Source organism: Chitinophaga eiseniae (assembly GCF_012641265.1).
GTDB classification, from domain to species: domain Bacteria; phylum Bacteroidota; class Bacteroidia; order Chitinophagales; family Chitinophagaceae; genus Chitinophaga; species Chitinophaga eiseniae_A.
Map to the genome: position 1 here is coordinate 1,121,470 of NZ_JABAHZ010000002.1, position 21,549 is coordinate 1,143,018.

Here is a 21,549-nt window from a genome sequence, read left to right on the forward strand (position 1 = left end):
AAAAAATGAAAACACAATGGACGTTAGTATTACTGCTGGCGGTGATGGGTGCATGCAAAAAAAGCAGCACCCCCGCCGGTGGTGATAAACCCGATGGCAAAATCCAGGTAGCTGTATCAGCACCGGAAGCCGGCTATATATACCTGGACGGCGCATACACCGGCATTACCGCCCCCGGTAATATCGCCGTAACCGCCGGTAAACACGTGATAGGCGTGGCGCTGCAAAATTCTTTTCAGTATCTCCGTAAACAAGTGGATATAACGGCAACGGGCACACTGAATTTTACCACTGCCGATAAACCGGTTCCGAAAGTATGGAAAGCACTCTGGATAGGGGTAAATGAAACCAAAGGCACCTCCGCTACGGGCGATTGCAGCACCCATTTTTCAACAGCTGAGCTGGACCAGGGATACGATTTCTTCCAGTGGAGCCTGCAGCAACATTTCGAAAAGTATGCTTACAGCACTATACACTGGGAAGTAACCCGCAAAGATATCACCGCGCCGGTGATGCTGACGCGGGGCGCCAATAACTGGTATACCGTAGATCCTGCTACCATTGCGGATCTGATGCCTGATATTCAACCTGGGGCCTACGACTGTGTGTTTGTTTTCTGGCGTGAGAGCGAAGGCGCCTGCAGTTTTAAAAGCGGCTATTTCGGACTGGCATGGACCAACCCGTTGAAGGAAAGCATGAAAACCGGCTATGTTACCGTAAAATTTGATGCAGGCACCAGTCTTACCGACCGGATCAATTATTACAAGAATAACGACCCCGGCGTTTGGGTGCATGAATGGCTGCATACGGTTGGTGAAAACTTTTACCAGGATAAGGGCCTGCAATTGCCCCGCAAGGCGGGTGACGGCCTGGTAGTCCATGCGGCAGAAATGTATCATTACATATTTCCGTGGATGAACTGGTACCTCGATTTCATGTCTGCCAGGGTCATCAATGTAAACGATGGTCCCAAATACCTGGGCATAGGCCCGGAAGCCCTCCTGGGTTGTACTGTCAGGGAGAAAGCAATGAATACCTGTAATGACTGAATATTTTAAAGTGTTATGAAAAGATTAATGTATTGGATACTGGTGTTACTGATAGCTGGTAATGCTTCGGCACAAAAGTTTGAAGGGTTGGCGCCCACGCCGCCCATGGGCTGGAATAGCTGGAATACTTTCCAGACGGCTATCAACGAAAAAATGATTATGGAGATAGCAGATGCCCTGGTGTCCTCCGGTATGAAAGATGCCGGGTACAGGTACCTGGTACTGGATGACGGCTGGATGGCTATGGAAAGGGATAGCCTTGGCAACCTTACTCCTGACCCGGTAAAATTTCCGCACGGCCTCAAAGTAGTGGTAGATTACGTACATGCAAAAGGGTTAAAATTCGGCTTGTATAATTGCGCTGGAACGCTCACCTGTGCTAAGTATCCCGGCACCAGGGGGTATGAATACCAGGACGCCCGGAACTATGCCGCATGGAATATCGACTACCTGAAATTCGACTGGTGCAATACAAACGGTATCAACGCGAAGGAAGCCTATACCACCATGAGCAAGGCGCTGCGTAAAGCGGGACACCCCATGATATTCAGTTTGTGTGAATGGGGAGTGAACAAGCCCTGGCAATGGGGTGAACCGGTAGGCCAGCTATGGCGTACCACAGAAGATATCTACCAGGTATTCGACTCCGTACATAACCAGGGCACCTGGGATGCCCTGAGCGTAATGCGCATTGCCGACTTGCAGGATACGCTGCGTAAATACGCGGGCCCCGATCATTGGAACGACCCCGATATGCTCGAAATAGGCAATGGCATGACTTACGAAGAAGATAAAACGCACTTCTCCCTTTGGGCCATGATGGCTGCTCCGCTGATGGCAGGCAACGATATCCGGAAAATGAGCCCGCAAACTAAAGAGATCCTCACCAATAAAAGTATCATTGCTATTGACCAGGATCCATTGGGTATCCAGGGATTTAAATACGCAGATAAAGATAGCTTGCAGGTATGGTTTAAACCGCTGCAGCAGGGCGATTGGGCCGTTTGTTTCGTGAACCGTGGCAGTCATGATATGCCGGTTGCCTTCAACTGGAAACAAACACCGGTGGTCGATCCCGTTTTCCATTATACACTGGAGAAAAATATTGATTACACCTTGTACAACGTATGGACAGGTAAGCAGGAGGGCACTACGAAAAAGAATCTCAACACCCTATTGAAATCACATGATGTGTTGATGTTCAGGCTAAAGAAATAAAAGAAGACAATGAAGATACGCTTACTGCTGCTGTTGATGGCGAGCTACGCCTGCACACAGGCGCAAACCCCTGCTATTTTTACTTCATCAGACAGCGCTATGCAACAGGCTTATGAATGGGCCGGAAGTATGGTGCGGCACTACCAGGGAAACCCTGCCGACCCGGTGGGGCCCTGGTATGAAGCTGCATTGCCCTCCCGCATGGCCTTTTGCATGCGCGATGTAGCACACCAAACGATTGGAGCAACCATATATGGGCTGGACAAAGAAAACAGGAATATGATCGGCGCCTTTGCCCGGCATATCTCTGCAAAGAAGGATTGGTGCTCTTACTGGGAAATCAATAAGTATGGGAAACCTGCTCCCGAAGATTACCGGAACGATACCGCCTTCTGGTATAACCTCAATGCCAATTTTGATATCTTATCAGCCTGTTGGAGATTGTATCAATGGACGGGTGATACTTCCTATATCACGGATCCGGTATTGACTGATTTTTTTGAAAAAACGGTAAACGAATATATCCGTCAATGGGCCTTGCAACCCGACTCACTGCTGACCAGGCCTACACATCCCAATGCCCCATCGCCTTTTAATCAGCAGGATAATTTCCACGTTTGCCGTGGATTACCATCCTACGTGGAAAATATAGCGGACCTGAAAATGGGCGTTGATCTGATCGCCACTATTTACCGGGGACTATTGTCTTATTCTGCTATTTTAAAAGCCAGGGGAAACGCGGCCAAAGCGGCACAACTGGAGCAAACCGCTGCCCGATACCAGCAGCAGATAGAAGGGGTTTGGTGGAATGAACAGCAGGCACGTTATTACACCTGGTACAATGGCGACGGTAAGTTTGGTAACGGAGAAGGGGCCGTTTTCCTGTTATGGTTTGATGCGATGAAAGACAGTACCCGAAGCCGTGCAACCATCGCCCAGCTAACCGCAGGTACCTGGAATGTGGAAACCACTTCCTATTTGCCGGTAATACTGTTTAAACAAGGTTATTGGCAAAAAGCCAGGGAGTATATACTGCAACTCACAGATCCCGCTACCCCAAGGCGGGAATATCCTGAAGTATCTTTTGCCGTACTGGAAGCAATTGTAAGAGGACTGATGGGGATAGAGCCGGATGCTGCAGCGAAGCGCATCACTACTTTATATCGGGGCAGGAGCGGAAGCCGCGCAGCGCTAAAAAATTTGCAGGTACTCCATACAACGATCGCTGTCAGTCATACACCGCAAGAAACAGTGCTTCGTAATACCGGTAACAACACTTTTCTGTGGAAAGCCGCATTTGCAGGAGCGCATCGTACCATAAGGATTAATAATATTATCATGCCGGCCCGGCAAGAGGTAGACAACAATGGAAATATGATTTCTTATGTAGAAGTAATGGTAAAGGGAAATAAAACACTTGATGCAAAAATCGGTAAATAAGCAACCCTTTGAAACCCTATAAGAAAACGCCGTGTACTTGTTTTAAGTACACGGCGTTGCTATGAGTACACGGCGGGGAATCATCCCTGCTTGTTTATTGTTTACCTCTCTTAAATACGTTATCGTATGTTACAGATAAGTAATAGAGCCCGCCGATAGTAGGTCCGCCTACGTATTGGAAGTATTTTGCGTTCAATACATTAGAGGCGCCCAATTTAAATGAGGTGTTGATTTTTGGTACGCGATAAGTGATCTGTGCATCTACCGTGCTGTAAGAAGGAACATCTCCGTTGCCGAACAGGTTTTGCCAGTAGAAAGTATTCTGCCAGTGCCATACCACGTTGAAGCCAATGTTTTTGATCACATTACGGTTACCCACACTCACGTTGGTAAACCAATCCGGGGTGTTGAAGCCCGGGATAAGGGCATCATCTTTTGTTTTATCCTGTGCCAGTTTATTATAGTTAGCATTGCCGCTCACGGTGTACCCTTTGTAGATATCATAGGTCACCGCTACTGCAAAACCGTAGTTGTTAACCGTAGACTTACTGTTGGTCCATACGCGGTAACGGTCTTGCTGTGATTTGTCCAGCATTTGATTCAGCACGCTTTGATCCGGATTGTTTACGTTACCCGTTTTAGGCACTACCGCTTCTATTTGCCCGATGAAGTGTTTATAAGAGCTATAGTAACCATCTACATCAATAAACAGTTTATTGTCCAGCAATACTGCTTTATAACCTGCTTCGAAAGAAGTGATCTGTTCCGGTACAATAGGATCGAGGTTAGCCACTTTCAGGATACCTGCGTTTTTAGCAGCAGCAGCATCTTTGGAGATGTGTTCTGCATTGATGGTTTTATTCACCGCTACCCCAAACGCATCTACTGTGCTGGTGAGGAATGAATTTTTGAAGTAGCCGAGGCCCTGTTCAATAAATGCCAGGCCGCCCACGCGTCGTACCTGTCCGTTGTTTACGAAAGAGTAGGCTTCAAACAGCGATGGGAAGCGGAATCCATTTTGCCACGAAATGCGGAAGTTGTGTTTGTCTTTGATACTGTATACCGCTGCAATACGGGGATTCACTTTAGCGTCGAACTGTTCGTTTTTATCGTAGCGCAGGGAGCCGGTTAACTTGAGCGCGTCGTTGAAAAACGTTTTGCTGATTTGGGCGAAGCCGCCGTATTTGCCATACCAGATATGCTTTCCGCCTGGGGTATTGCGTTTATCCATGGGCAGGGAAAAGTCTACGAAGTTGTTGCCATCCGGGATGATTTCGTAGGTGCGATAGTCGGCGCCTACCAGTACATCGGCGAAGTGTATGTATTTGCGCAGGTTCCAGGTACCTTCTGTGTGATAGAAGCGGCTTTTTTGCAGGAGTGCTGCACCACCGCTGGTATTGTTCGGGTTCTTGGAAGTTGGGTAAATATCCCAGTCGTTGATACTTTTAATTTTAGCTACCTGTGCATCAAATGCAGGGGTGCCGGGTGTCCAGCGGCCTGCATCTGCAAAGGCGCGGGCGGCCTGATGGGCGGCTACCAGGTCGGCGCCGGAGGTTAATGCATTATTTAGACCGGAGGTATAATCAGACGCCCATTTTTTATCTGGTTTAAAAGATTTCTCCAGGTTATCGGCCAGCGGGTTCATATTGTAGGAGTTACCCGTATTTTCAATGGAGATATAAGACCGCACGGTAAAGTCAGGGTGTACCAGTTCCAGCTTGGCATTTTGCACCGTAACGCCTCTCAGGCCGATACGGTTACCCCGTTGGAAGAATCCATCCATTTCGCCATAGCGGTAGGAAGCGGATAATTCCATTTTATGAGGTAAGCGGAAGTTGAAGGAGAAGTCGGCTTTTTTGTTCTTAACGGTATAATCACCTACGATATCTTTTTCCCAATAGCCGGTGCGGTGTACGTTGTAAGCGCGACCGTCTTTATCGATGATCTGGATATTGGCGTTATCCCCGTATTTATTCCATGCATCGTTGGCGATGTTATTGGGGCCGCTCAGCTGCGGGAAGTCGGGGTTGGCTTTCGATTGGGGCGAAAAGTCGTTGTGACTGTCGGCGTACCAGTCGGTACCTTGCATATAGCTGAGGTTCACTTTCCATGCAAATATGCGGCCGTATTGTTGTGCATATCGTATAGCTGTTTCCGTGAGTGGCTTGGCGCCGCCGGCGTCGCCGATATGGTTAACGGCAATTTTCTGGTAAACGCTTACGCCCTGGTATTGGAACGGGTTTTTAGTGACCAGGTTAGACATGCCGTTGATGGCGTTCATACCATACAGCGCAGAAGAAGCGCCGGGTGTTACTTCTACGCTGGAGATATCCAGCTCCGTAGGCCCGATAGCGTTACCCAGCGGTACGCCCAGGGTAGCGGCCTGGTTGTCGACGCCATCTACCAGCTGCATGAAGCGGAAGTTATTGGGTACGTTGAAACCACGGGTGTTAAATACTTTGAATGTAAGGCCGGCGGTGGTCATCTGAACGCCTTTGAGGTTGCCCAGGGCATCATAGAAAGTAGAGGAAGGGGTTTCCTTCAGTGCGCGGATATCCAGTTTTTCGATGGCCACCGGGGAGCGCAGCATCTTTTCCTGTTGGCGGGAAGCCGATACTACCACTTCGTTTACCAGCAGCGACTGGGTAAATAGCTGTATGGCCAGTTTGCTGTTGCTGTTTTTTACTTCAAATTCCTGGGGTTGATAGCCGATGAGGCGGAACACCAGTTTCAATGGAAACTTCGCGTTGGTGGTTACTTCAAAATGGCCGTTGGCATCTGTTTGTGCGCCAAAGGAAGTACCCTTGATCTGCACCGATGCGCCGGGGAGGGCGTTGCCATGGTCGTCTGTAATATTACCCTGGATTACATAGGAACCGTTGAGCTGTGCCTGTACTAGTACCGGACTGAATACCAATATTGCAAAAAGGTATTTTGCCAGTATAGGTAAGAACTTTTGCATAGTGTTGTTGTCATTATAGATTCTGGAAAGATAAATTGATAAGGGGAGCTTAAAACGATGCCGTGCCGCAACATCGTATTGAAAATGAATTATTTGTAAATTTCAAAACCATATAGTCTATAGAATTAGTGGACAAATATAATCCGGGTATTTTTCATTTCAAAGCAAATGAGCAGTATTTATTGGAAAAAGGCAGGCCTGATGATTGTAAATGGGCAGCAGTATAGGGTTTAAGTGGCTGGGAATGAGGCTTTACCACGCCGGAAGCAGAAAGCAAATTTTTTTGTCCCGGAGAGGAATACCAGTCATCCGGAGAAGAGAGGATGTCTTGCAGAAGAAATAAAAAAAGCGTTCACTCACCGGTGAACGCTTTCTCCCTATAAATATTGAAAAGGTAATTAAGCTGCGTGGTCCTTTGCTACCGGTTGATCGGCAGTTTTAGGATGCATATGTTTTCCGAAAAAACGTTTCTGAAACAACAGTATAGAAATAACACCGGTAGAAATAGCCGCATCAGCGACGTTGAATACCGGGCGGAAAAACACGAAATAATCGCCGCCTTTGAAAGGTACCCAGCTGGGCAGGTATCCCTCGTAGATGGGGAAATACAGCATATCTACCACGCGACCGTGTAAGAAACTGCCATATCCGCCACCGGCAGGTAAAAGTTTAGCTACTTCATACCCTATGCTGTCGTTGAAGATCAGCCCGTAAAACATACTATCTATCAGGTTGCCGGCAGCTCCCGCCAGGATGAGGGAACCACAGATCAGCAAACCGGTACTGTATTTTTCTTTGATAAGTTTCTTCATGTACACAAATCCTACTACTACGGCCACCAGGCGGAACATAGTCAGCAGAATTTTTCCAAAGTCGCCTCCAAACTTAAGCCCATAGGCCATTCCTTCATTTTCAATAAAATGTATCCGGAACCAATTGGGGAAAATCACAAACTCCTGTTGCATAAACATATGCGTCTTGATCCAGAACTTCAGCGTTTGGTCAATAACAAGGATAAGGATAACGATAAATATTACGTGACGATATTTCAACTGATATTAAAATTTTATCAAAAATAATAGTTTATTTCAAAGTCGAAGGCTGCAATATCATTATTCCTGGAAATATACCCTTTTTACACGTTGTGAAATTCCTGTTAATATTTCATAAGGAATGGTGTCAGCCCAGGCGGCCAGCTCCTGTACAGATAAATCCTGTCCAAATACAATCACTTCATCTCCCTCCATAATATCAGGGATATGTGTTACGTCGAGCATCAGCATGTCCATCGCTACAATGCCCACTACCGGGGCCAGTTTACCACGGATCAGCATTTTGCCTACCCCCTGGCCTAAGCGGCGGGGGTAACCATCTGCATAGCCAATACGTACGGTGGCCGTTACTGCCGGCTCTTTGGCGGCCCATTTGGCGCCGTAACCTACCGTATCGCCGGCATCCAGGTGCTTCAACTGTGCCACAGTGGTTTTCAGGGTGCTCACATTACGGAGCTGTTCCTGCATGCCATTACTGCTATCTATGCCATACATACCGATACCCAAACGCACCATATCGAGCTGTAAGTCGGGATGACGCGTAATAGCGGCGCTATTGGCAATATGCCGGATCACCGCATAGCCCAGGGCTTTCTGCAGTTCGTGGCTCATATCGTAAAACAACCGGCCCTGCTGCTGGGTCAGCGCATCCTTTTCCGGATCTTCACTGGCAGCGAGGTGGCTGAAGATAGACTGTACTTTCATCAGGCGGCTGGCGGTCAGTACCTGCGCCAGTTCGGTGATCTCGCTCTTCACAAAGCCCAGCCGGTGCATACCGGTATCCAGCTTGATATGTACGGGGAACTCGGTTTTGCCGGCTGCCGCTATTTCTTCCATAAACTGCAGCAAAATCTGCATGGAATAAATTTCCGGCTCCAGGTTCCAGTGAAGAATGGCGTCGAAACTGGCAGGTTCAGGGTTCATCACCATGATCGGCATGGTAATACCGGCCCTTCTCAGCTCTACACCCTCATCTGCATAGGCTACCGCCAGGTAATCTACACCATGGAACTGTAAGAGATTGGCAATTTCAAAGCTGCCGCTGCCATAGGAAAACGCTTTTACCATGGCCATTAACCGGGTATCCGGTTTCAGCATCGACTGGTACAGCTTTACGTTATGGGAAATAGCCGACAGGTTGATTTCCAGGATGGTCTGATGCGCTTTCTGCTCCAGCAGTTTACCAATACGCTCAAACTGGAATATCCTGGAACCCTTTACCAGTATGGTTTCGTTCTGGAAGTCGTCCGCGTTGAACTGTTGGATATATTCATCGGTAGTAGTAAAAAACTGTGTCTTCAGTCCTTCTACCTGCTGGAAACTTTTTTTCTCACGGCCAATGTTCTTACCAATGGCAATCAATTTATTGATGCCTTTCTTTTGCAGCAGGTCTGCTACTTCTTCATACAGGGTAGCATCGCTTTTGCCGCTTTGCAGGATATCACTGAGGATAACGGTGCGGGTAGCATGCTGCTGCTGTTGCTGCAGGAAGTCGAGCGCAATGGTTAAAGAACCCAGGTCCAGGTTATAGGCATCGTTGATAACTGAGCAGTTATTGATACCCTGCTTGAGTTCCAACCGCATCGCAATATTGCTCAGCTGATCCATCCGCTGTTGTATAACGGCTTGTTCTTTGCCCAGGTACAGCATCAGGGCTACGCAGTGAATAGCATTTTCGATAGAGCCTTCATCCACAAATGGAATCCTGAACTGTAGGGGTTCCTGTTTGTAAAGCACTTCTATACGGGTATGATTATCGAGTTTCTCTACCGTTGTTACGCGCAGGTCGGCATCTGTTTTCCTGGACCAGGAAAACAGTTCCGGGCCACCGCCGCCACCTTCCTGGTTTTCTTTTTTACCTACCTGGTTGTGGAAAGCCAGTACACACTCATTCAATGCGAGATAATCTTTACAGTAAATGAGGATATCGCTTTTGGCAAATAATACCAGCTTTTCATTGATCTTTTGCCGGATATTCAGGAATCCTTCGCTATGCGCTTCGCCAATGTTGGTGAAAATGCCGATGGTAGGGCGTATAATCTTTTCCAGGTTCACCATTTCGCCGGGTTGGGAAATGCCCGCTTCAAAAATGGCCAGCTGGTGTTCAGGCTTCATTTGCCATACCGACAAAGGAACGCCTATTTGTGAGTTGTAGCTTTTGGGGCTGCGTACAATGTTATAATCCTTTTCCAGCAACTGATACAGCCATTCTTTTACAATGGTTTTTCCATTGCTGCCGGTAATACCAATTACCGGGATATGAAACTGCTGCCGGTGAAAAGCCACCAGGGTATGCAGGGCCTGTAAGGTATCTTTTACGAGAATGAAATTGGCTTTTGGATACTTTTCCAGTGGCACAGGTTCGCTCACAATAAAATTGCTGACGCCTTTACGGTACAATTCTTCAATGTACTGATGGGCATTGCGCCGGGGGCTAACTAAAGGAATGAACAGGGATGTTTCAGGGAAGCTCAGCTTCCGGCTGTCCAATAAAAGATGGTCAATTTCAGAAAATCCGGTCTCTTGCAACAATTCCCCTTTCAAAGTCTTGTTGATACTTGCTGCGTTATACACGTTTATCAGGTTTGAATAATCACTTAGCAGGTGCAAACATCGCGTGCCGCTGCTTTTTACTTCACGTCTGCTTCCGGTAATCCTTTTTTCTGATGATGGCGGGAGTAAAGAATGGAACCGCCCAGGCATACTACAATTACTATCAACGATACATACACGGGTATGTGTATGAAATACGCTGCCAGCATTTTCAGGCCAATGTAAATAAGTACAATGGCAATGCCCTGGGGCAGATAATCAAATTTATCTACCGCTCCCCTCAGTAAAAAGAACAAGGACCTGAGCCCTAATACCGCAAATATATTTGAGGTGTACACCACCATTGGTTGTTGTGATATGGCAAATACAGCCGGAATGGAATCCAGTGCAAAGATGATATCAGTAACCGCCAGCATTACCACAACGAGAGATAACGTGGTAAGGTAAACCTTATTATGTTTACAGATAATAAATCGCCCTTTTGGCGCTTCCATGGTTATCCGCATATGTTTGCTCATAAAACGATAAGCGAAATTTTCTTCCGGTTTAAATTCATCTTCACTTTTAGTGGTAAACATTTTGTAGCCGGTATACAACAGGAAGGCGCCAAATATGTATAGTATCCACTCAAACTGCCGGATCAATACTACGCCTATACTGATAAAGATCGCTCTAAAGATGATGGCTAATACAATTCCTATTAGTAATACCCTGGCATAGTTTTCCTCTTTTATTTTGAAGAAACCAAAGATGAGAATAAATACGAAAATGTTATCCATCGATAACGATTTCTCCATGAGATAGGCGCTCATAAAGCTAATTGCTGCTTCGGAGCCATCTTCCAACCACATGAAGCCAAAAAAGAGGAACGACAACCCTATCCAGAAAACACTCTGCCATAGTGCCATTTTGATGCTGGTTTTCTGGTTCTTTTTACTGAACAGGCCCAGGTCAAAGATCACCGCCACCACTATCACAATAAAGAATATGAGATAGGTTAATTGTGTTGGTGTCATAGCACAATTCCGCTTTAATGAGGGGCAAAGATAAGAAAACGACTGTTAGCAAGGTGCGATTGAATAGCGCAGATATGTTACAATTTTCTTATTAAAGCGTTTAAAGCCAATATTTAAGCGCTATTCTGCGAATTTCCGTTGCCGTATAAACTGGAATATCATGGCAAACAGGAGTACCAGTCCCACCGGCACCAGGAAACAGATAGCCTGCCACTTGGTTTTCTCCTGCCTGATCTTTTCTCCATCCAGCAAACGCAGCGTCAGCTCTTTGTTACGGGCTTCCATGATGCCACCGTTGCCGCTAAGGTAAGCCAGGCAATTGAGGAAAAACTCTTTATTGGCAAAGGCGAAGCCGGGATTAAATTCGTTGATGCCCATTTGCAGCGGGCCTTCCTTGCGGGATACAGCGTTGGCGATCAGGTCGCCATCACTTACCACGATCATTTTGTTGATGGTATCGGTGGCATCGCGGAAAGGCTTGCCGGAAGCCTGTTGTAAGGCGCTCACCGCAGCAGGATCCTGGCGGTTGTGGAAAAGCGACGTAAAATGTCCTTCCAGCAATACGGCGGTAGCCAGGTGTTTAGCCCGGTATTCCCGCGGATTGGGCTGCGTTTTTACAATATCCCAGCTTATTTGCGCCGGCAAACGGTTGGTACGGCTGTTATTGCCGGAAGTAAGCAAAATCGTTTTGCTGATGGCGTCATTTTTAATAGTATCTAACGAACTCACAAACCGGCTCAGTACCATATCCAGGTTTTTTACGATAGGATGTGCTTTGGTGGGCATCAGCAGCGGGAAATAGGGAAAAGGTACCGGTTGTATCTGGGGCCGGTTGCCTACATTACCCACTACCAGCGGAATAGCATCACTTTGCAGGTCCATCACCAGGTCTTGGTTGATGCGTACCCCATAGCGGAACAGGAGATCTTCGAGGTTGAGCCCGCGGTCAAATGCAAAGAAGTTGGGATGCTGTTGCAGGCTGTCCATCGTGGCATTCGACTCATCGATAAACCACAACACCTTGCCGCCATTCATCACATACTGATCTATTTTTAACTTATCCACATCGCTGAAAGCGCCTGCTGGCTTGGCAAACAGGATGATATCAAAATCATGTGGAATATAACCGGCCGATTGCAGCGTGAGTGTATCCAGGGCATAGTTGGTCTGGAGCGTGGTAAGCGCATCGTATACTTCTGCGCCCAGCGATTCGCCGTGGCCCAGCATATAGCCTACCAGCGGCTTTCCTTTTTCCTGTAATTTATTGATAGCATACGCAAACTGGTATTCGAGCAGGGCTTCAGAGTTATTCATGGTCTGCATCGGATCTTGTCCTCCCTGGTTTTTCAGGAGGTTTACCCCGATGGTTTTGCCTTTGTAATGCACCAATGCGCCGGGGAAGATCAGTTTTTCTGCAAAGCCGTCATTGGATTCCTGCTGCACTTTCATATTAAAAGGCATAATGCCCTGTGCGGTAAGCTCTCCGAGAAATTTCAGGCGGGCAGAATCGGTCATGCCCTGGCCTGGACTGATAAAGCTAAAGCGTATATTTTGTTTGCCATATTCCCGGAATTCTTCCAATAGCTCTGTGGTGGCCTGCGCCAGCTGCCGGAAGCTGGCCGGGTAATCGCCTTTCAGGAACACTTCTATTTCTACCGGGCTGTCCAGTTTACGCAGCATTTGCCGGGTGTTGGCGGTAAGGGTATACCTTTTTTCGGCTGTCAGGTCCCACCTACCATGAAAATAGGCGGCGGCAATATTAATGCCCGTGAGTACCAGTATTACCGTTAATGCCCGTTGTATATATTTTTTTCGTGTAGCCATAACATTTAGTCGGCAGGTCTTTTACCCGTTTTGCCAGAGTTTTCTTTGCAGGGATAATTTAGTGAGATAGAGCATCAACCCGATGATGCTGATGAAATAAATGATGTCACGGCTGTCTACAACACCCCGGCTGATCGAAGTATAGTGAAATTTGATCCCGGCCATTTGCAGGTAATAATCGGCCCCACCGCTGAAAGCAGGGATTTTGCTGATGGCATCGAAACCGTTGTAAAATATAAAGCAGGTGAAAAGCGCTATCAGGAAGGCTACCATGGCATTGTTGGTTAAGGACGACGACCAGATACCGGTAGCGGTAAATACGGCGCCCAGCAGTACCAGTCCTATATAGGAGCCGATAATGCCGCCGGTGTCCAGTGCCTGGTTATCCACACTCAGCTGGCGGATAGCAAAGTAATAGACCACGGTAGGTAACAGGGAAATGAGTACAATCACCAGGCTGCCCCAGAATTTACCCATCACAATTTGCCACCCGCTCAATGGTTTAGTGCTGAGCAATTCCATAGTGCCGGTTTTAAATTCATCGGCGAAACAACGCATCGTAATAGCGGGGATGAGCAGGAGGTAAATAAGTGGTGCCAGTTCAAATAATGGATCCAGGTTGGCATAGCCGGTATCGAGCAGGCTGGTATCCGGAAAAACGAACAATAACAATCCGTTTGCCAGCAAAAACAGGATAATGGCCACATAGCCGGTAACACTGCTGAAAAACTGGTTTATCTCTTTCTTAAAGATGGCTAGCATGAACAGTTTGTAAGGATTAGGATATTAGTAAAGATACAAATATAGATAAACGCCATTAGCTTTAGGCTATTGTATCGAGGTCTATACCATCTTTATACATTTCCCAGATAGGGCTGCTACTCCTCAGCTGGTTGACCGTATCTGTGATGGTACGGATCACATAATCCACCTGTTCATCGGTGGTAAACCGGCCCAGGCCAAAGCGCAGGGAGGCGCGTGCCAGGTCATCGGTGAGTCCCATGGCCTTCAGTACGTAACTGGGCTCCATGGAGGCAGAGGTGCACGCAGAGCCGGTAGACAAGGCAATGGTTTTGTTGAAGCCCATCATCAGGGCTTCTCCCTCTACATATTTAAATGACAGGTTGCAGGTATGCGGTAAGCGATGCGCCGTGGAACCATTTACATAGGATTGTTCGAGTTGTAGTAACGTTGCCTGTAGCCGGTCTCTCATGAGCGCCAGGCGTTGGGCGTCGTTGGCCATTTCTTCCATGCACAATTCCGCTGCTTTCCCCAGCCCTACAATACCGGGTACATTCAGGGTGCCGGAGCGCATGCCTCGTTCATGGCCGCCCCCATCTATCTGGGCGGTGAGCTTTACGCGGGGCGAACGGCCACGTACATATAATGCGCCTACGCCTTTGGGGCCGTACATCTTATGGGCGCTGAGTGTGAGCAGGTCAATGCCGTCGGTATTGACGTCTACCGGGATTTTGCCGGTGGCCTGTGTAGCATCCGACATCAGCAGCACGCCGTGTTTCCTGGCAATATCGCTGATGGCCCGAATGGGCTGTATCACCCCCGTTTCGTTGTTGGCATACATGATACTGATGAGGATCGTTTGTGGCGTAATAGCTGCTTCCAGCGCCGAGAGGTCAATCTGCCCTTCCTTATCTACCGGCAACCAGGTAATACTGGCGCCGGATTTTTCCAGGCGCTTACAGGTATCCAGTACGGCTTTATGCTCGGTGACGGCTGTAATAATATGATGCCCTTTGCCGGCATACATATCGTATACCCCTTTAATAGCGAGGTTCACTGCTTCCGTAGCGCCGGAAGTAAAAACGATTTCGCGGGGAGCAGCGCCAATCAGCCGGGCTACCTGTTCCCTGGCATAGTCGACGGCTTCTTCCGCTGCCCAGCCAAACGGGTGACTGCGGCTCGCTGCATTGCCGAATACTTCGGTAAAATAAGGCAGCATGGCCGCCACCACCCGCTGGTCGCAGGGAGTGGTAGCATTATTATCCAGGTAAACAGGCAGCTGTAACGTCATAATCTTTCTTTTATAGAAAAGCCGAACCTAACAAATTTACAACATAAGTTCTATTTTTACCGGGTTAAGCAGGCCGCAAAAGCTATGTGGATACTGCATTTGGCATACATTCAAAACAATTAAACATGCTCAGGGTAGAACATATTGGCATCGCCGTAAATTCTTTGTCTACTTCCGTTCCCTTATTTGAAAAGTTATTGAATACCCCCTGCTATAAGCAGGAAGAGGTAACCAGTGAACACGTGATAACCGCTTTCTTTCAACAGGGAGAATCTAAGATTGAATTGCTGGAGGCCACCGGCCCGGAAAGCGCCATCGCAAAATTCCTGGATAAAAAAGGAGAAGGCATGCATCATATCGCTTTCGAGGTAGCAGATATCTATGCGGAAATGAAAAGACTACAGGAAGAAGGCTTTGTTTTACTCCAGGAAATACCTAAAAAAGGAGCAGATAATAAGTTAATATGTTTCCTGCATCCTAAGCACAGTAACGGGGTTTTAATCGAAATTTGCCAGGATATCAAGTAAACATTTACTTATATATTTTAAAATTAAATAATAATAAATTTTTTAATTTTTTTTCCATTTTAGCAATCCAAAGGAAATATGTATTCGTAAGTAATTATGAAGCACGCCTGAAAAGGCACAAAAAGTTAAAACCAAAATTTTTTAGCATTTTTTGAACAAATACATTTTCCATTACGTTATCACTAATAAACGCACAAATACAAAAAAGAACAATACTCAAAATATTACAATACTTAAGCTTTATAGATTTTAACGGTTTAAGTTTTAACGATTACTCTAAAGTTGGCATAGGTTATGAACACCTGCGGGTTTTTTAGCTTGCAGGTCTTTTTTTTTAGTCAACATCTACACTATAGCATTTCATTTCAAAGGCGGAAAGAGAATCTGCATCAGGAAGGTGGTAAGATGCTGCCTGGTTTTGTTGTAGTAATAAACGACAATAGCCGCAGGAAATTGTCGCGCCTGAATATTTTCTCGCAAAGGCGCAAAGCAGCAAAGAATTTAAGAAAAGAAAAGAGCGAATTTTAAGCCCGCAAAGCGGGGAGATAGTGTATTTATATTACATCATCTCCCCGCTTTGCGGGCTTAAAATTCGCTTCAATCTCTGCTGCTTTGCGCCTTGGCGAGAAAATTTTTAATACCCGGGAAACTGCACCAATTTTTTATTCCGGTCAATTTCACTCTGGGGTACAGGATAAAAATAAAATTTGTTATCCCACTGCGCCCGGGTAAAGGCCACTATTCTTTTATGGAACTCAGGGTCCGACAGGAAGCTGCCTTTTTCAATGTTCATCCCGTGAAACTGTCCGCCCTGGTGCTGTTCCGGCGCATTGGCCACTTTCCAGCGACGTACATCCCAATAACGCTGTCCTTCAAATATCATTTCTATCTGCCGTTCCAGGTGGATCTGCTTACGCATTTCTGCCTGGCTGGCGCCGGCCACCATATCCGGAAGTCCTCCCCTGTTGCGGATCTTGTTAAGATATTTTAAGATGTCGGGGTTTCCGGGATCGTATTCATTCAGCGCTTCTGCATAGTTCAGGTAAATTTCACCCAGGCGGATCATCATGGCCGGGCGGGAGAAACTCCTGCCACTTCTGAAGTCTGTATTGGGATGGATATTTTTACGGGCAGTATAACCAGTGGAGGGCCAGTCACGTGGGGCGCCGTTCTTACCGGAGTTGCCGGTAAAGAAGAACTCTACCCTTGTTTGCCCGTTTTGAGGCACCACCGGGATCACAGCACCATTAAAGGTCACATCTACATAAAACCGGGCTTCGCGGCCAAGGTACATGTTGGAGGTGCCGCTTACATAATATGGGGTAGCTGCATCTGTAAACCCGCTTTCCGTGTAGCCGCTGGTGTTATCCGTAATCGGTTTACCACCGGCCATCCGGAATACATCTACCATTTCCTGGGTAACGGCAATTCCATTCCATCCGGAGCCATTAGCGCACCTGGGCGAGCAATGCCGCTCCCAGTTGCCTACGTGATCAGAGCTGGTACGAATCCAGATGGCCTCCTTTTGCCAGCCATCAAAGAATAAATTCCGGCAGGAAAGGAAGGCAGCCCGGAATGGGTCAGGATCTGCTACGGTGTATAACTCCCACCTGTTAAGGTCTATCACTGCCTTAGCTGCATCCGCCGCTTTCTTCCACTTTTCTTTATCGAAGGTGGGGTTGAATAACGTGGTGCCGTCGAAATTTTTAAAGTTGCTCAACTCGCTATTGCCATTGAATAAGGGGCTGGCGCTATATAACAATATCTGCGACTTTACCGCCATCACAATAGGTTTGGTAATACGGCCAGTTTGTGTTACATCCGGTTGTGTGGGATCTACCGGGTTCATGTGCTGTACCGGCAAATCCGGCATCGCTTTATCCATCTCAGATAATACATAGGCTACGCAATCATCCCAGGGACTTCTTGGAATCTGGAAGTCATCTTCAGGAAGTTTGGGATCCTCACCCATTAATACTACCGGGCCATATTGGCGCATCAGCAGCCAATAATAGTAAGCCCTTAAGAAGCGTGCTTCTGCTTTATATTGTTTCAGCAATGCCACTCCGCCTGGCTGTGCGGTGATTTCTTTATTTTCATCGGCATGCTTCAGGAAAATAGCGGCCTGCCGGATGGTTTGATAGTAGCCATTCCAGTAGGAGGGACTGGCATTATCCGGCGTGATGGCGCCTGAGTTAATGCCCGGCTGCACCCAGGCATAATCTACTTCATCGCATTGCCCTGTCCAGGGAATGCTGTATGGCTGCGCCCACATGTCGGGCATGGGATTATACAGGCGTGCCAGCCATTGCTCTGTCATGGCCCTGTTGCTGAATACATCTTTCAGCGTGGTAATATTGTCCGGTACGGTATTGAGATATCCTTTTTTACAACCAGCTGCCAGCAATGCAGGCAGTAGCAGCAACAGGATATTTTTTTTGAATAAACGACGCATCATAGTGTTCAGTTTTATTTGAAATTAGCGCGGATGCCAAAGTTGAAAGATGTGGTATTAGGATAAGCGGTGCCTCTGCCATCACCCAATTCAGGGTCCCATATTTTCCAGGGAGAAATGGTAAACAGGTTAGTGCCGTTTACATAAGTGCGTATGTTCCTTAAACCATATCGCTGTAATTTGTCACCGCTGAAAGTATAGCCCAGCTCCGCACTTTTCAGGCGGATATAATCAGCCCGTTTCATCCACCACGTGCTCTCATAATAGTTGGTGGTAATATCCTGCCGGGTTGACATCCTTGGGTAGAAAGGCCGTGTATTGGGGTTGTCGGGTGTCCAACGGTCGGTTGCCACCGTATACAGGTTACCGATAGTAGGCCCTTCATAGAATGGGTTAGTGGCATGACCGCCGCTGTACATGAAGTCTACCATCGCTACTCCCTGGAAAAACAGGCTCAGGTCAAATCCTTTTGCACCTACGCTGAAATTGAGTCCGTATACAATGCGGGGTACTGAACCATAGCCAATGGCCTGCTGATCGTAGCTGTTGATCAGCCCGTCGCCGTTCAGGTCTTTATATTTGATATCGCCGGGGCGTACATCTCCCGCCTGTTTGGGTGATTTGGTGATTTCAGCAGAATCCGCGAATAAGCCCAGCGCCACATAGCCAAAACGCTGGTCAATAGGATGCCCGGTACGGTTCAGCCAGGGATATTGCCATGGTGGTAAGCCATCATATATATCCTTGTTGATATTGAAGTTGAAATTACCCCTGAAACCAATCCAGTAGCTTTTGGAAAATGACTTGTTATAGTCAAGGGTTACGTCAATTCCTTTATTCTCCGTAATTCCTATATTCCGGTAAGGAATATTACCACTCGTATAGCCGGAAGCGTAAGGAATATCATATTGTCTTAACAGGATACCTGTTCTGCGCTCTTTAAATAATTCCACGATCAGCGACAGCTCGTCATGAAATGCTTTTATTTCGATACCCAGGTTTTGGCGTTTACCTGTTTCCCAGCTTACCTCAGAGCCAATCTGGTCTTCTTCCAGGCCACTGTACGAGGAAGTGTTTCCGGGTACGCCAAACGTATAACCGATACCGTTATCTGCTCTTATCCTGGTCAGAAACAGGAAGCGGGAACCGGTATTACTATTTCCGGATAAACCATAGGTATAGCGGAGCTTAAAGTAGCTGAATACATTACTGAGTGGCGCAAAAAAGCTTTCATTGGATACTACCCAACCCGCTCCAAAAGAGGGAAACAAGCCATAGCGTTTATTGGGAGTGAAGTTTTCGGATCCATTGTAACCGAAGTTAGCTTCTGCAAAGTAGCGGCTCTTATAGCCATAGGTAGCTCTTCCACTCAATCCCCTGATACGGTAAGGGATAGAGGAAATGAGGGTACCGGCGTCGGCATCTATATAATCTGACTGGTTATAGAGCAACAAACCGGAAACATCGTGGTCGCCGAATTTATTGGCGTAGTTCAATGCGGTTTCGGTATAAAACCGGCGGTTGCCTCCCCTCGATACATCGAATCCCAGTACATTAGAGCCGGGATCAACAATGTTTGTCAACAGGTTGCCGGCAGAATCACGTCCGGTGGCGTAATAGGTTTGCACTTCCCTTTTCCTGTTGAGATTATTCCACCCATAGGAGTCAAATGCAAACATGCTAGTGAAGGAAAGCCCTTTTACGAAGAAGTCGAGGTTTTGGCGTAGCCTGATATTGGAACGGATAGTATTGCGGTACTCCGTAGCATAACCAGATTGGGTAAGATTGCGGTACGGGCTGGGAAAGCTTCCTCCTGGAATCTTGGGCCATTGGCCATTGGAATACTGTGGTGGTATGAGGTGAGGTGGCACCTCTGTAGCCAGGTCAAATAGAGCCCCGGTGCCAATACCGGGGTAATTACTGTTGATGATAAAACCGTTGATGCCCAACTCCAGCTTGGTTGTTTTGGTGATATTGGCGTCAACGTTAGTAGTGAAATTATACCGGTCCAGTTTAATATCTGAGTTATAGGATTGTACATGATCGCGTTTCAGCAAACCTACTTCCGAGTAATAACCGGCGGAGATATAATACGTGGCAAACTCAGAGCCTCCGCGAACATTGAGGTTAGCTCTTCTGCTCTGCCCAAATTTGTTAAACAGCACATTAAACCAGTCAACATTGGGGTACAGGTCGGGGTCTTCACCAGAGATATGTTTTTGTATCCGCTCATCGGAATACAGCGGTGTTCTGCCTCTCATCTGGAGCCCTTCGTTGTATAATCTCATGAAGGTGGGCGCATCTGCAAACTTGGGCAGTTGTGTAAATTTTGTGATGGCCTGGTTCAGTTCCAGGTTGATCTGTGGTTTGCCTGGCTTTCCGGATTTGGTATTTACCAGGATAACACCATTCGCGCCACGGGTACCGTATACGGCGGTAGCGGAAGCATCTTTCAATACGGTAAAGCTGGCAATATCTTCAGGGTCCAGGTCATTGATACTACGATCGGGCACACCATCCACAATAATGAGTGGGCCACGCGGGCTGGAGCCAAAAGTAGAGATACCACGTATCCAGATATCGGAGCCATCATAGCCGGGCTCGCCACTGCGTTGTACCGCTACAATGCCCGCCAGCCGGCCGCCCAGGGCGTTGGTTAAACTCCTTACCGGCAGTTTCAGCTCTTCTGGTTTAATGGTGGACTGTGCTCCGACAAGGCTGATTTTCTTTTGTGCACCAAATCCTACCACCACTACTTCATTGAGCCCACCTTCTTTGGCCAGCATTTCCACGTTGATATCTACTTTATTTCTAACGGTGATCTGTTGAGATTGATAACCGATATAAGAAAATTCAAGTATATCCGTTGGTTCCACATCCAGCTCATAATAGCCTTTATCGTTGGTGGTGGTACCTGTGGGCGAACCCACTATTTTTACGGTAACACCTACCAAAGCAGCACCCAGTTTATCTTTTACGGTACCGGACACTTTCAGTTTAACGGCTGGTTTGTGTACCGCGGGGGCGGGGTGACTAACCGGTGCAATCACATATTGTGATTCCCCCATCTGGTTCAGGGTCAGGTTGTGGTTTTGTAGTGCTTTCTGTAGAAAAGGAACCACTTTTGAAGATTCCATTTTCAGCATTTTATCAGGGAGATAAATATCTTTTGCATATTTTTCATTGAGTGCAATTCTCAGCTGATACCGGGTATAAATTTTTTCCAGGGCATCCCTCAGTGGTATCATTTGTGTGCCGGGAGCGTCGGAGGGGCTACTTCTACCTCGCTCCTGGCGGGATTGTTCCTGGATGCTGGCCATTGCATCCTGCGCACGTAAGGAAGAAGGGATAACGGCCAGTACAAGACATAGGCCGGCCATTCCCTTCAGGCAATGCCGTAGAGATCCAAATTTCATAACGA

13 protein-coding genes are annotated in these 21,549 nt (G+C 47.3%); 4 read left to right on the forward strand and 9 right to left on the reverse strand.

All coding sequences use genetic code 11. From position 1 onward, the window contains the following. The first annotated feature begins 5 nt into the window (after window positions 1-5). From HGH91_RS12280 to HGH91_RS12290, 3 genes are read left to right on the forward strand one after another with little or no spacing between them, the layout of a single operon-like run. Window positions 6-1,049, forward strand: coding sequence for a PEGA domain-containing protein (locus HGH91_RS12280; RefSeq protein ID WP_168738712.1), 1,044 nt, complete (start codon window positions 6-8; stop codon window positions 1,047-1,049). 15 nt (window positions 1,050-1,064) lie between these two features. Next, window positions 1,065-2,267, forward strand: coding sequence for a glycoside hydrolase family 27 protein (locus HGH91_RS12285; protein WP_168738713.1), 1,203 nt, complete (start codon window positions 1,065-1,067; stop codon window positions 2,265-2,267). Window positions 2,268-2,276: 9 nt separating this feature from the next. Beyond that, window positions 2,277-3,707 carry a hypothetical protein gene (locus HGH91_RS12290; protein ID WP_168738714.1) on the forward strand — a complete coding sequence of 477 codons (1,431 nt, stop codon included), beginning with the start codon at window positions 2,277-2,279 and terminating at the stop codon, window positions 3,705-3,707. A gap of 94 nt (window positions 3,708-3,801) precedes the next feature. Here HGH91_RS12290 and HGH91_RS12295 read toward each other — a convergent pair whose 3' ends face one another. The 7 genes from HGH91_RS12295 to HGH91_RS12325 form a co-directional block, all read right to left on the reverse strand. Next, window positions 3,802-6,669, reverse strand: a complete 2,868-nt coding sequence (locus tag HGH91_RS12295; RefSeq protein ID WP_168738715.1) for a TonB-dependent receptor — start codon at window positions 6,667-6,669, stop codon at window positions 3,802-3,804. A gap of 398 nt (window positions 6,670-7,067) precedes the next feature. After that, window positions 7,068-7,721, reverse strand: coding sequence for a lipoprotein signal peptidase (locus tag HGH91_RS12300; protein WP_168738716.1), 654 nt, complete (start codon window positions 7,719-7,721; stop codon window positions 7,068-7,070). Between the two features lie 60 nt (window positions 7,722-7,781). Further along, window positions 7,782-10,295: a bifunctional UDP-N-acetylmuramoyl-tripeptide:D-alanyl-D-alanine ligase/alanine racemase gene (locus tag HGH91_RS12305; protein WP_168738717.1), complete on the reverse strand. Its 2,514-nt coding sequence runs from the start codon at window positions 10,293-10,295 to the stop codon at window positions 7,782-7,784. Between the two features lie 56 nt (window positions 10,296-10,351). Next, entirely contained in the window at window positions 10,352-11,290 is a 939-nt protein-coding gene (locus HGH91_RS12310; protein ID WP_168738718.1) for a TerC/Alx family metal homeostasis membrane protein, read from the reverse strand. A gap of 120 nt (window positions 11,291-11,410) precedes the next feature. Beyond that, window positions 11,411-13,114 carry a gliding motility-associated ABC transporter substrate-binding protein GldG gene (gene gldG, locus HGH91_RS12315; RefSeq protein WP_168738719.1) on the reverse strand — a complete coding sequence of 568 codons (1,704 nt, stop codon included), beginning with the start codon at window positions 13,112-13,114 and terminating at the stop codon, window positions 11,411-11,413. A 21-nt stretch (window positions 13,115-13,135) separates the two neighbouring features. After that, complete coding sequence (gene gldF / locus HGH91_RS12320; RefSeq protein ID WP_168738720.1) at window positions 13,136-13,876, reverse strand: gliding motility-associated ABC transporter permease subunit GldF; 741 nt, start codon at window positions 13,874-13,876, stop codon at window positions 13,136-13,138. 61 nt (window positions 13,877-13,937) lie between these two features. After that, window positions 13,938-15,146 carry an IscS subfamily cysteine desulfurase gene (locus HGH91_RS12325; protein WP_168738721.1) on the reverse strand — a complete coding sequence of 403 codons (1,209 nt, stop codon included), beginning with the start codon at window positions 15,144-15,146 and terminating at the stop codon, window positions 13,938-13,940. 125 nt (window positions 15,147-15,271) lie between these two features. Here HGH91_RS12325 and mce point away from each other — a divergent pair, with 125 nt between their 5' ends. Beyond that, window positions 15,272-15,673: a methylmalonyl-CoA epimerase gene (gene mce, locus HGH91_RS12330; RefSeq protein WP_168738722.1), complete on the forward strand. Its 402-nt coding sequence runs from the start codon at window positions 15,272-15,274 to the stop codon at window positions 15,671-15,673. Window positions 15,674-16,307: 634 nt separating this feature from the next. Here the strand turns inward: mce and HGH91_RS12335 are convergent. Continuing rightward, a complete protein-coding gene (locus HGH91_RS12335) occupies window positions 16,308-18,131 on the reverse strand; it encodes a RagB/SusD family nutrient uptake outer membrane protein (protein ID WP_168738723.1) in 1,824 nt (607 codons plus the stop codon). An 11-nt stretch (window positions 18,132-18,142) separates the two neighbouring features. Next, complete coding sequence (locus HGH91_RS12340; RefSeq protein WP_168738724.1) at window positions 18,143-21,544, reverse strand: SusC/RagA family TonB-linked outer membrane protein; 3,402 nt, start codon at window positions 21,542-21,544, stop codon at window positions 18,143-18,145. Window positions 21,545-21,549: the final 5 nt, after the last annotated feature.